This window comes from Microcoleus sp. A6-C6 (genome assembly GCF_036705955.1).
In the GTDB taxonomy this organism is placed as follows: domain Bacteria; phylum Cyanobacteriota; class Cyanobacteriia; order Cyanobacteriales; family Microcoleaceae; genus Microcoleus.
Window position 1 is genome coordinate 20,188 of the sequence record NZ_JAUBVR010000068.1, and the last position, 12,559, is coordinate 32,746.

Below are 12,559 nucleotides of genomic sequence, written 5' to 3' on the forward strand. Positions count from 1 at the left end.
TACCTCAGTGTGTCCACTCCCAAAAGCTCTCACTCCAGTCATCTCGATCGTGAAAAATTCCTTGCCATTCATAAAAATGTACAAAATCTTTCAGGTTAATTGTTTTATTGACATTGCGGATCATGTAAAGAGGTTTATCTCCATAAAAAGAAGCCCACATAGTATAACTGCTAGGTGGCCCGACAACATAGTCGCACTCAGCCAAAGCATACATATCTTCAATTAAATGACCACTGCCAAATCCACAGTTAAAATTATCAAATAAACTCGGATTTTGTGTAATATTAGAACAAATCAAAAACTTGATTTTTTTTCCTTCAAATAGCCTTACCACAGAATTCATGAATTTTAAATATTGCTCAGTTGTGTAAAAGTATCTCCCCTTTTGATGCTCAGCATAATCCCCTTGGCGGATGTGAATTCCCACGAGCATATCAGAATTATTTTTTAAATTTAATATCAAACGATCTACATTGATTCTATATCGCTCTAATGGTGTAAAGTATGCTCTAATCGGGTCGGCGTACTTGTGTAACTTGGGCAGATCTTCTACAAACCAGCCATCTCGAAATAGCCAGCCTTGAAAAAAAATAATTGAACCGTGCTTGATTTGTTCAATTTCCTGATATTTGAGCCAACTAAAAGGTTGTTGTCGGGTTATTTTTTGCGTATTTAATGTTTTTTTGTTGCTTAAATACTTAACTAATTTGTAATATTTGCTTCTAACAAGCTTGTTACCTGCTGCGGTAAAATATGGAGGAGGATAACAACACAAAAAATCACCAGCGGTTCCCACAAAGAATTCTGCATATTCGTCAAAAGCAGGATTGAGAACAATCAAATTATGCTCGATCGCCCAAGCAATGAAATTAGCAAAAAGTAGCAGTCGGTTTCCGAGTTGTCCCGATTTAGCAGATATTATTAGCATTTAGCATATTGTATTTTTGGGGCGGGCGTCCCGCCCACCCCACAACAATTAAATCAAACTTTGCTGTAATGGTAAAGTGCGCCATAAGCACCCTACATATTAAGGAGAGTGGCGTTTTTGATGCCACTGCCAAGCATGGGATATAATATCCTTAATGTCGGGATATTCTGGAGACCAACCCAAGGTTTTGATGGCTTTCTCGCTGCTGCCAACTAAAGCAGGCGGGTCTCCCGGACGCCGATCGCACTCAACAACCTTAATCTCTTTTCCCGTCACTTGGCGAGCCGTTTCTATCACCTCTTTTACCGAAAATCCGCCGCCGTTGCCCAAATTAAAGAAATCAGATTTGCCACCATTTAACAAATATTCCAATCCCAAAATGTGAGCAGACGCCAAATCGTTTACATGAATGTAATCCCGAATGCAAGTACCGTCAGGAGTATCGTAATCGGTGCCGAAAATCGAGATTGAATCTCGTTTCCCCAAAGCAGCGAATAACACCAGCGGGATTAGGTGAGTTTCTGGATTGTGATCCTCTCCTAACAACCCGTTCGGATCTGCCCCAGCCGCGTTAAAATAGCGGAAACAAACAGACTTGAAATCGTACGCAGGGTCAAAGTCCAATAAAATCCGTTCTACCATTAACTTAGTAGCACCGTAGGGATTGATCGGATTTTGTGGATGGTCTTCGGTGAGCGGGATTTGCTCAGGTACGCCGTAAGTCGCGCAAGTAGAAGAAAACACAAATTTCTTGATACCAGCAGCGATCATTGCTTCCAAAAGTGTAATCGTGCCGATGACATTGTTGCGGTAATATTTAGCTGGATCGGTAACAGATTCGCCGACGTAAGCGTAAGCTGAAAAGTGCATCACCGCAGCAATATCGTGGCTGGCGAATAGGTTGTCGAGTAGGGCGCGATCGTTGGTATCGCCAACTACTAATCCCACTTGCAAAACCTGCTCTACTAAGTCTTGGTGTCCGTAGACTAAATTATCCAAAATTATCACACCGTAACCTGCGTTTTTCAGTGCTAATACTGCGTGAGAGCCAATATATCCTGCTCCGCCTGTCACCAAAATTGTTGGTTTTTCTGTACTCATTTTATTTTGGGTTGTTTGGTAACTGCAACGGTAGATTGTATTGTGAACAGGGTTTAGTTAAGCCTGCTTATTCCCCGGAGATCCCCCTAAATCCCCCTTAAGAAGGGGGACTTTGAGAATTCTCTTGTTCCCCATTTCTAAGGGGGATTTGAGAATTCTCTTGTTCCCCATTTTTAAGGGGGGATTTGAGAATTCTCTTGTTCCCCATTTTTAAGGGGGGATTTGAGAATTCTCTTGTTCCCCCCTTTTTAAGGGGGGCTAGGGGGGAGCTGATTTAACTACTGCAACTGTCAACTGTCAACTGAAAAATTCAATCGATAAACTTGAGGCGACCAATTTGGATATAATCAAATATCCGATTGATTTGATATCGATCCTCCTCGGAAATTCTATCATCAGATAGGATAGTAGATGTTAAAACTAAATGTTCTCGGCGAGCAATCTTGCCAGACGCGACAATTCGATCGACCATTTGAGAAATTGTTAAATTGGATTTGTTTGGAGATGTTCGCATTTATTCGATCGCATTTATGTCAGAATAATTAAAGCTGGTGGCAGTTCTTGATCCAAAAATCGTGCATACCAGACCACAAGTTTATTTGTGGAACAGCATAAATAATGTATCATAGTTGTACTTCCAAAGATAGATGCGCGGAGTTGAACATTCAGCATTTTGCTTTTGTATAGCTCTCACACTAATCAAATTCTATAATAATTTTCCGATAGAGGCAGTTTTATATGCAGGTTTATCGAATCCCGGTACTGTCCGACAATTACATTTTCTTGCTGCACGACCCCGATCGCAACATAGCAGCCGTCGTCGATCCAGCCCAAGCAGAACCGGTCTTGCAGCACGTGCGATCGCTCGGAGCCGAATTAACAGCAATTTTCAACACGCACCACCACAACGACCACATAGGCGGCAACCAGCAACTGATCGATCGCTTTCCCCAAATTAAAGTTTACGGCGGCGCACAAGACAGAGGCAGAATTCCCGGACAACAAGTATTTTTGCAAGGGGGCGATCGCGTAGAATTTGCCGGCAGAACCGCCGAAGTCTTCTTCGTACCAGGCCACACAAAAGCTCACATAGCCTACTACTTCCCCGCGCGAAACCAAGGGGAAACCGGCGAATTGTTCTGTGGGGACACCTTATTTGCTGGAGGCTGCGGCAGACTGAAAGAAGGCACTCCGGCTCAAATGCTAGCCTCCCTCGAACAATTGCGAAACCTGCCCGACAATACGAGAGTTTGGTGTGCCCACGAATACACGCTGACAAACTTGCAATTTGCGATCGGCGTAGATGGTGACAATCCCGATTTGCAGCAGCGTTTGGGCGAAGTCAAAGAGGCTCGGAGTCGATCGCAACCTACAATACCATCATCGATCGGCATCGAAAAAAGCACAAACCCATTTTTGCGCTGGGATTTTCCCAACCTCCAATCAGCGGCAAACACCCGCGATCCTGTCCAAACCTTCGCTCGATTGCGCGGCATGAAAGACAGGTTTTGACGAATACCAAGGGCGACGATAGAATAATTGTACAGGCTTTGACATCTCTCTGAGATTGAATTGTTACCCTGTTTTAATTAAAATTTCTTCTGAATTATGTCCGTATAATTAATCAGCGCGATTGGCTTAGCCAAAACTCAAACCGTTGTTAGAAATCGATGAAAAATCTAGGCAATACTGAACCCCAACGGCAAATCGACCCCTGTGTTTCAACGCATTCTAACAACGCGCTTTACCCGGGCGCGCCTTTGCCAACAGATATAGGGATGGTTTTGCAATTGGCAGACGGCAGCATTCAGGGGTGCAATGCTCGTGCCCAGGAACTGTTGGGGCTCACAGCAAAACAGATGCAGGATTCCTCTTCAATAAACTGTCCGTGGCAGACTGTGCGTCAAGATGGCTCGGATTTTGCCGGCGAGACGCACCCGGCGATGGTGGCGCTCTCAACCGGGCAGCCAAGCTCAAATTTTATTATGGGCTTTTATCAACCGCAGGGAGAATTGATTTGGTTGAATCTCAATTCTCAACCTTTATTTCAAGGAGATCGATCGACTCCCTATGCAGTAATTACCACCTTCACCGAAATCGCTCAACCTCAGCTACAAGAAGTGACTCAGCCGCCCGTTACGCAACTTTCAGACACCCTCGAAAGTATTTCCGACGGTTTTTTTGCTTTGGATCGAGACTGGCGATTTACTTACCTCAATTCTCAAGCGGCGCGGTGGCTGAATCGACTCCCACAAGAGGTGATTGGTAACAGCGTTTGGGAAGAGTTTCCCGAATCTGTGGGCAGTTTGTTCGAGCAGGAATACCGGCGCTGCGCTGCCGATCGAATTACGGTTAGTTTTGAATCTTTTTATGGGCCGCTCAATGCTTGGTATGCAGTACGAGCTTATCCGATCGCATCGGGAATTGCCGTTTATTTTCAAGATATCACCGAGCAAAAAGCGGCTCAGGCTGCTTTTATTAAACAAGCCCAAACGGCGCGGCAACAACTTGCAGAAATCGAGGCGATTTATGCTAGCGCTCCGATCGGACTTTGCTTTATCGATACCCAATTCCGATTTGTCCGCATTAACGATCGCCTAGCAGAAATTAACGGAATTCCAGCCGCCGCCCACATCGGTAAAACATTGCGCGAAATCTTGCCAGAAATGGCAGATGATTTAGAGCCGCTTTACAGACAAGTTATTGAAACTAAAATTCCCATCGCACAGCTCGAAGTTACCGAAAAAAACTCAGCACAGCCTGGTGTAGAACGCGATTGGCTGTTGAGTCTCTATCCGCTGAAAGCCCAGGACGATCGCGTACAGGGCGTGAATGTGACGGTGTACGAAATTACCCATCGCAAAGCTACCAAAACAGAAATTCAACGGCTTAATCAGGAACTAGAGCGCCGAGTTAACGAACTGCAATCAATATTTAATGCTTTACCTGTCGGGATGGCGATCGCAGACGACCCGCATTGTAAAGTAATTCGCGCTAACCTGTTTGCTCAGTCAATGCTCGCAGTGGCGCCGGATGCCAATATTTCTGCAACCGGAGAGCAAGCCGAACTTCTGCCATTCAGACAACTGATCGACGGACAGGAAATCCCCCTACAAGAACTCCCAATGCAGCGGGCTGCGGCTTCGGGCACCGAAGTGCGGGATCTGGAAATTCAAATTGTGCGATCGGACGGGATGGTATTAGATTGGTTGGTGAATGCAGTTCCGTTATTTGACGCACAGGGCGCAGTTCGCGGCTGTGTGGCGGCTTTTGTGGATATTAGCGATCGCAAACAAGCAGAAGCAGCTTTGCGCCGCTCCGAGGAACGCTATCGCACTTTGTTTGAGTCCCTAGACGAAGGTTTTTGCGTCATCGAAATGCTGTTTGACGACAACGAAAAGCCGATCGATTACCGCTTTTTGGAAGTCAATCCGGCCTTCGAGAGACAAACCGGAATCGTAGAAGCGGCAGGGAAAACGGTGCGAGAGCTCATTCCAGAAGTCGAAGATTATTGGTTTGAGATTTACGACAAAGTAGCGCTGACAGGGGAACCAGTGCGCTTTGAACAGAGCTCGGAAGTCATGAACCGCTGGTTTGAGGTTTCGGCGTTCCGCACTCCTGAGCCGCACAGCCGCAAAGTCGCCGTACTTTTCCAAGAAATCACCGATCGCAAACAGGCGGAAAATCTTCTGCGCGAACACTACAGCAAGTTGCGGATGTTTGTCAAACATTCGCCTGTGGGAGTGGCGATGTTTGACTGCCAGATGTGGTATATGCTGGTGAGCGATCGCTGGCTGGCCAGTTACGGGCTCGGCACTCAAAATATTGTGGGCCGATCGCATTACGATATCTTCCCAGATTTGCCCGATCATTGGAAACAAATCCACCAGCGCTGTCTGGCGGGAGCAGTCGAAATCTGCCCAGAAGAACCGTTTCCCCGGGCTGATGGCTCGATGGACTGGGTGCGCTGGGAAATTCACCCTTGGCGAACCAACAGCGGTGAGATTGGCGGGATCATGATTTTTTCGGAAGTAATCACCGAGCGCAAAAACGCTGAACTCGCGCTCGCCAAAGCCAATCATCAAGTCACCAATATTCTAGAAAGTATTGCCGATGCCTTTATCGCGTTCGATGCACAATGGCGCTATACCTACGTTAATGCCACTGCTGAAAAACTGATGGCTCGATCGAGAAATGACTTGCTAGGTCGATCGATCTGGGAGTTATTTCCCGCTGAATCAGCATCGAATTCGACGCTATATCAAGAATTTCATCGAGTCGTTTCCGAGCAAGTTTCTGTCAAGTTTGAAGAATTTTCGCCCTCGCTTCAAATGTATGTAGAAGTCAGCGCATATCCAGCAGCCGAAGGACTTACGGCTTATTGGAGCGATATTAGCGATCGCCGCCGCACAGAAGAAGAACTGCGACAAAAGAATGCGATTTTGAATCTAATTAACGAGTCAGTACCCACCCCAATTTTTGTCAAAGATCGAGAAGGACGGATTATTTATGCAAATCCAGCCACGCTGGACGTACTGGGCAAACCTGCTGCTGAAGTAATTAGCCGGCGCGATCGCGATTTATACCCAATAGCAGAACTAGGAGCCGAAGTCAGCGAAAACGATCTGCGGATTATGGAATCCGGCAAAACAGAAAGCGTCGAAGAATCTCCCGATGGCATTCGGACATTTCTGGCAATGAAAGCTCCCTACCGCAACGAGGCGGGAGAAGTAATCGGCTTGATTGGCATCTCCAACGACATCACAAATCGCAAACGAGCAGAAGTCGAGCGGCAAGAACAAACAAAGTTACTGCAAGTAATTATTGACAGCATGGGTGATGGTTTAATTCTTGCCAACCAACAAGGGGAATTTGTGCTGTTTAACCGAGCCGCCGTGGGGATGTTCGGTCAGCTAACAAATGAAAAATCCCCTCAGGAATGGTCGAGCGCCTACGGACTATTTTTAGCAGACAAAAAAAGTCTTTTCCCCGAAAATGAACTACCTCTAACCAGAGCAATCAAAGGTGAATATGTCAATGATGTAGGGGTATTTGTCCGCCGCGAAAATTGCGAAGATCGCTGGATCAGTATCAGCGGTTATCCGGTAATTGATACTAGCAACGAAATCCAAGGCGGAGTGATTGTCTGTCGCGATATTACAGAACGCAAACAATCAGAAGCAGCGCTGCTTGAGAGTGAAATACGATTCCGAAATATGGCGAACAACGCTCCATTTATGGTCTGGGTAACAGACTCCACAGGCTACTGCACTTTCTGGAGCGAAAGCTGGTATGAATTCACCGGTCAAACTGAGGAAACAGGTTTGGGATTTGGTTGGATAAATGCGCTGCATCCAGAAGACCGAGAACACGCCAAAAACGCATTTTTGATGACGAACCAAGGCCAGGAATCTTTCCGCATGGAATATCGTGTCCGACGCCCGGATGGCGGATATTCTTGGGCGATAGATGCGGCGGCTCCCAGATTGTCCGAAAGCGGACAATTTGAGGGTTATATTGGCTCTATTATCGATATTACAGAGCGAAAACAAGTAGAAATCGAGCGCGATATGGTTCTGCAATTGGAACAAAATGCCCGCGCGGAAGCGGAGCGAGCTAACCGGATTAAAGACGAGTTTCTAGCGGTGCTTTCTCATGAGTTGCGATCGCCCCTGAGTCCGATTTTAGGCTGGTCGCAACTGCTGCTAACAGGCAAGCTGAGCGAGACTCAAGCAGCCAAAGCGTTGGAGACAATCGAGCGCAACGCCAGACTGCAATCTCAATTAATCGAAGACTTGCTAGATGTGTCTAGAATTCTGCAAGGAAAACTCAGATTGACTGTGGATCCGGTGAATGTCGCAACCATTATCTTGTCTGCTTTGGAAACGGTGCAATTAGCAGCCGAAGCTAAAAAGATTCAAATCGAAACAATCTTAAATCCCGATGTCGGACTCGTGCTCGGCGATACAAGTCGCTTGCAGCAAGTTGTGTGGAATTTGTTGTCGAATGCGGTAAAATTCACGCCAGAAGGCGGTAGAGTTGAAGTTAGATTAACGCAAGTCGATAGCCAAGAAATTGAAATTCAAGTCGCAGACACGGGTAAAGGCATTCTTGCCGATTTCTTGCCCTATGTTTTCGAGCATTTCCGACAAGAAGACGGCGCGACTACTCGCAAATTTGGCGGTTTGGGATTGGGATTGGCGATCGTCCGCCAACTGATCGAACTTCACGGCGGCACGGTATTTGTAGAAAGCGCTGGAGAAGGTCAAGGAGCGACGTTTACGGTGAGGTTGCCGCTATTAAATGATGATTCTAGCAAGCAGGAGGAGGCAGCCGTCAATTCGTCTCTGAGTCCCGATATGTCCTCTTTGCCGCTGGCTGGATTCAGAATTTTGGTGGTAGATGATGAGGCGGACTCGCGCGATTTTGTCGCCTTCGCGCTCGGCCAAGCGGGTGCACAGGTGATGGCGGTGTCTTCTGCTGCTGAGGCGCTGCTGTTGATCGCCCAAACTGCACCGGATTTACTCGTCAGCGACATCGGAATGCCCGAAATGGACGGATATATGCTGATACGCCACATCCGCACTCAGCTTGCGCCAGAGTATGGAGATTTGGTGGCGATCGCCCTAACGGCCTATGCTGGAGAAGCGAACGAGCGCCAAGTTTTGCAAGCCGGATTTGACAAACACCTATCTAAGCCGATCGATCCAAATGAGTTAGTTGCTACTGTAGTGCGATTGATGGGCGATCGGGCAAAAGAGCGATCATAGGTTCGATCGAGCGGACACAGAGTCCTCCGCAATTGCTTCACGACCTTAGCGGAGGACGGGTGAACCAACCAAAAATGATATCTCATCCCTCTTCCTTCATCCCTCATCCTTCTTCCTTCTTCCTTCTTCCTTCTTCCTTCTTCCTTCTCCCTTGCGATCGCCCCTCAAACTTCGCTATTATAAAAAGTTGCAGTCAAAACCCCACAAGCAACGATCATGGCCAAGCGCGTCCAATTAGTTTTAAACAAAGATGTCAGCAAACTCGGCAAAGCTGGCGACGTAGTAGAAGTAGCCCCAGGCTACGCCCGCAACTACCTAGTACCCCAAGCATTGGGCTATAGAGCCACCCCCGGCATTCTGAAGCAAGCAGCGCGCCGCCGCGAAGAAGAAAGACTGCGCCAGTTAGAGCTCAAACAGCAAGCTGAAGTCCGCAAAACCGCCCTGGAAGCAGCCGGGCCTTTCATCATCTCCAAGCAAGTTGGCGAAGGAGACGCGATTTTTGGTACTGTCACCAACCAAGAAGTAGCAGAGCTGATTTTCAACTCTACCAGTCAAGAAGTCGATCGGCGCGGCATCACCCTGCCCGAAATTCGCGGCACTGGTACATACAAAGCTGAAATCAAACTTCACGCAGATGTTACCGCCGAAGTTGACATTCAAGTTGTCCCCATGTAATTAAGAGTCATCAGTCATCAGTCATCAGTCATTAGTTGTTAGTCATCAGTCATCAGTCATTAGTCATTAGCTAAGAACTGAGTATAGCTAACGAAAGACTGAGGACTGCTAACTTGCAGGTTGAAAACTGAAGACTAATAAATCGCAACCAATGACCAATGACCAATGACTAATGACTAATGATTGAGGACTATTGACTAATGAGCGATTTGATGCCGACAAACATAGAGGCAGAGGAAGCAATTTTGGGCGGGATTTTAATTGACCCCGAAGCGATTTCCCGAATTGCTGAAATTCTGCGGCCGGAGTTTTTTGCCATCACCGCTCATCAAGTCATTTATCGATCGGCATTAGGGCTATTTTTGCAAGGTCAACCGACAGATTTAATGACGGTAACGACTTGGTTGACCGATCGCAACCAGTTAGAACAAGTCGGAGGACTAACTAAATTAGCACAATTAGTCGATCGTACAGTTTCAGCAGTCAACATCGACCAATATGCAGCTCTAGTTGAAGACAAATATCAGCGCCGCCGATTGATCGAAGCTGGCAACAACATAGTACAATTAGGTTACGAGACAGCAGCCCCACTAGAAACAGTCTTAGACCGCGCCGAACAAGAAGTTTTCGGCATCACTCAAGACCGCCCGCAACAAGATTTAGTATCCATTGGGGAAACCCTAAACCAAACATTTCAAGATTTAGAAAATCGCAATGAAGGCCTGACGCTTCCCGGTATTCCGTGCGGTTTTTATGATTTAGATGCTATGACAGGTGGCTTTCAGCGATCGGATTTAATCATCGTTGCAGCCAGGCCGGCAATGGGCAAATGCAATATAGGTAGTACGCTTGTAGTACAAGGTAATGGCAGCCTTGTCACCCTTGAAGAAATCTATCAAAAACGTCAAGCTGAATTACTAACTTTAGGAGAAGATTGGAAATTTCACCTAACTAGACCATCTGCTTTTATAGATGATGGAATTAAGCCTGTATTCCGCGTCACAACAAGACTCGGACGCTTTATAGAAACTACAATTACCCACCCATTTTTAACGATTAAGGGATGGCGGCAGTTGGCGGAGATACAAGCAGGCGATAAAATTGCTGTGCCCCGCAGGATGAATATTTTTGGTAAAGAAACCATCCGCGACTGTGAAGTTAAGTTATTGGCTTATCTAATTGGTGACGGTTGTTTGACACGCAGCGCGCCTCAATTCACCAATGGCAATACTGCTATACTACAAGATTTTGCGGAAGCTGCTACTAGCTTCGGAGGTCTGAAACTGCGCTTCAGGGATCAAGGAAGACGCGCACCAGAATATTATATCATTGGCGATAGAGAAGGTTATATAGAGAGAATAGACCTCTTTGCTTGCAATCTACAGATAGCCCTTGAAAAACGACATTTGTTAGTTGAAGAATTCGCTCAAGAATTGAAAATTTTACCCGTTTTAGCCTCGTATTGGGTACAAGGTATGGCATTCCCAAAGCCAGAATTATTTAGTCGCATCTGTGAATATTTAGAAGTAGACCCCGAAGAGCTAGTCGGCCCCGGAATGGAGGCTATTAATATCAAGCATAGAAATCCGCTGAGATACTGGTTAGAAAAATTAGGTCTGATGGGAAAAAACGCTCACCAGAAAACAGTACCAGATATAGTTTTTAAATTGGAACGATCGCAAATTGCCCTATTTCTCAACCGTCTCTTTTCTACTGACGGGTGGGCAACCCTACTTACCAGCGGTCAATCTCAACTAGGCTACTGTTCTGTCAGCGAAGAACTAGCTAGACAAGTACAGCATTTACTGCTGAGATTTGGCATCATTGCCGCCCTCAAAAAGCGTTCTGTCAAATACAAAAATACTCGCAGACCAGCTTGGCAAATCGATATTACTGATTCTATATCAATCAAAACATTCATATCAGAGATTGGAATTTTTGGCAAAGAAGAAGCATTATTTAAAGTTAAAGAAGCCTTAGAAAATAAAGAATACCAAACTAACCGCGATTTAATTCCTGTCGAGGTTTGGGAATACATAGCATTAGCCAAAGGCAATGAATCTTGGGCATCCTTAGCAAAACGCGCAGGCATCAAAGGTTCTTCCAATATTCACGTTGGTAAACGCGCGCTGTCCAGGCAAAGACTTTTGGTTTTAGCAACTGCTTTAGATAATTCATGGCTGAAACAACTGGCAGATAGCGAGGTTTACTGGGATGAAATAGTTTCGATCGAACCGATGGGAAACAAGCAAGTCTATGACTTAACTATCCCGGAAACGCACAATTTTGTTGCTAATGATATCTGCGTTCACAATACTGCTTTCTGTACCAACATCGCCCACCACATCGCCGCCGGACAGCAGAAATTGCCCGTTGCCATGTTTAGTTTAGAAATGTCGAAAGAACAGCTAGTGCAGCGCATTCTTTCCAGTGAAGCCAAAATAGAAAGTAACCGCTTGCGATCGGGCAGAATCAGTCAAAACGAATGGGAACCAATCAGTACAGCCATTGGCAACTTATCAGAACTGCCGCTGTTTATTGATGATACTCCGAATATTACCGTGATGGAAATTCGATCTAAAGCCCGCCGCCTCCAAGCCGAACAAGGCGGAGCTCTAGGATTGATTTTGCTAGATTACCTGCAATTAATGGAAGGTAGCAGCGACAACCGCGTGCAAGAATTATCTCGAATTACTAGAGGCCTCAAAGGTTTAGCCCGCGAGCTCAACGTGCCGATTATTGCTTTGTCTCAGTTGAGTCGCAGTGTGGAAGCCAGGACAAATAAGCGGCCGATGATGTCGGATTTACGTGAGAGTGGAAGCATCGAGCAAGACGCCGATTTAGTAATTATGTTGTATCGCGATGAATATTACAATCCCGATTCGCCCGATCGCGGAATTGCCGAAGTCATCATCACCAAACACCGAAACGGCCCCACAGGAATCATCAAACTATTATTCGATGCCCAATATACCTCATTCCGCAATCTAGCATCTCCAAAGCGCTCTTAAGAAGGAAGAAGGAAGAAGGAAGAAGGAAGAAGGAAGAAGGAAGAAGGAAGAAGGAAGAAGGAAGAAGGAAGAAG

7 protein-coding genes are annotated in these 12,559 nt (G+C 46.2%); 4 read left to right on the forward strand and 3 right to left on the reverse strand.

The genetic code is table 11. The annotated features are described in order from the left end of the window. Positions 1-4: 4 nt before the first annotated feature. The 3 genes from QUB52_RS22455 to QUB52_RS22465 form a co-directional block, all read right to left on the reverse strand. Positions 5-841: an alpha-1,2-fucosyltransferase gene (locus tag QUB52_RS22455; protein ID WP_332972566.1), complete on the reverse strand. Its 837-nt coding sequence runs from the start codon at positions 839-841 to the stop codon at positions 5-7. Between the two features lie 186 nt (positions 842-1,027). Next, entirely contained in the window at positions 1,028-2,029 is a 1,002-nt protein-coding gene (gene galE, locus QUB52_RS22460) for a UDP-glucose 4-epimerase GalE (RefSeq protein WP_332972565.1), read from the reverse strand. A gap of 310 nt (positions 2,030-2,339) precedes the next feature. After that, entirely contained in the window at positions 2,340-2,543 is a 204-nt protein-coding gene (locus tag QUB52_RS22465) for a hypothetical protein (RefSeq protein ID WP_265235350.1), read from the reverse strand. A gap of 224 nt (positions 2,544-2,767) precedes the next feature. On the opposite strand from QUB52_RS22465, the gene gloB reads away from it, so the two are divergent. The 4 genes from gloB to dnaB all read left to right on the forward strand — a co-directional run bounded on the left by gloB (position 2,768) and on the right by dnaB (position 12,485). Next, positions 2,768-3,541, forward strand: coding sequence for a hydroxyacylglutathione hydrolase (gene gloB / locus QUB52_RS22470; RefSeq protein WP_332972564.1), 774 nt, complete (start codon positions 2,768-2,770; stop codon positions 3,539-3,541). A 158-nt stretch (positions 3,542-3,699) separates the two neighbouring features. Beyond that, positions 3,700-8,799: a PAS domain-containing protein gene (locus QUB52_RS22475; protein WP_332972563.1), complete on the forward strand. Its 5,100-nt coding sequence runs from the start codon at positions 3,700-3,702 to the stop codon at positions 8,797-8,799. Positions 8,800-9,015: 216 nt separating this feature from the next. Then, complete coding sequence (gene rplI, locus QUB52_RS22480) at positions 9,016-9,474, forward strand: 50S ribosomal protein L9 (RefSeq protein ID WP_265235353.1); 459 nt, start codon at positions 9,016-9,018, stop codon at positions 9,472-9,474. A gap of 200 nt (positions 9,475-9,674) precedes the next feature. Further along, positions 9,675-12,485, forward strand: coding sequence for a replicative DNA helicase (gene dnaB, locus QUB52_RS22485; RefSeq protein WP_332972562.1), 2,811 nt, complete (start codon positions 9,675-9,677; stop codon positions 12,483-12,485). The last annotated feature ends 74 nt before the right edge of the window (positions 12,486-12,559 follow it).

Bases quoted from the DNA above. Each gene is read 5' to 3' on its own strand.
- QUB52_RS22465 (WP_265235350.1), bottom strand. From the start codon at position 2,543: ATGCGAACATCTCCAAACAAATCCAATTTAACAATTTCTCAAATGGTC.
- galE (WP_332972565.1), bottom strand. From the start codon at position 2,029: ATGAGTACAGAAAAACCAACAATTTTGGTGACAGGCGGAGCAGGATAT.
- rplI (WP_265235353.1), top strand. From the start codon at position 9,016: ATGGCCAAGCGCGTCCAATTAGTTTTAAACAAAGATGTCAGCAAACTC.
- dnaB (WP_332972562.1), top strand. From the start codon at position 9,675: ATGAGCGATTTGATGCCGACAAACATAGAGGCAGAGGAAGCAATTTTG.
- gloB (WP_332972564.1), top strand. From the start codon at position 2,768: ATGCAGGTTTATCGAATCCCGGTACTGTCCGACAATTACATTTTCTTG.
- QUB52_RS22475 (WP_332972563.1), top strand. From the start codon at position 3,700: ATGAAAAATCTAGGCAATACTGAACCCCAACGGCAAATCGACCCCTGT.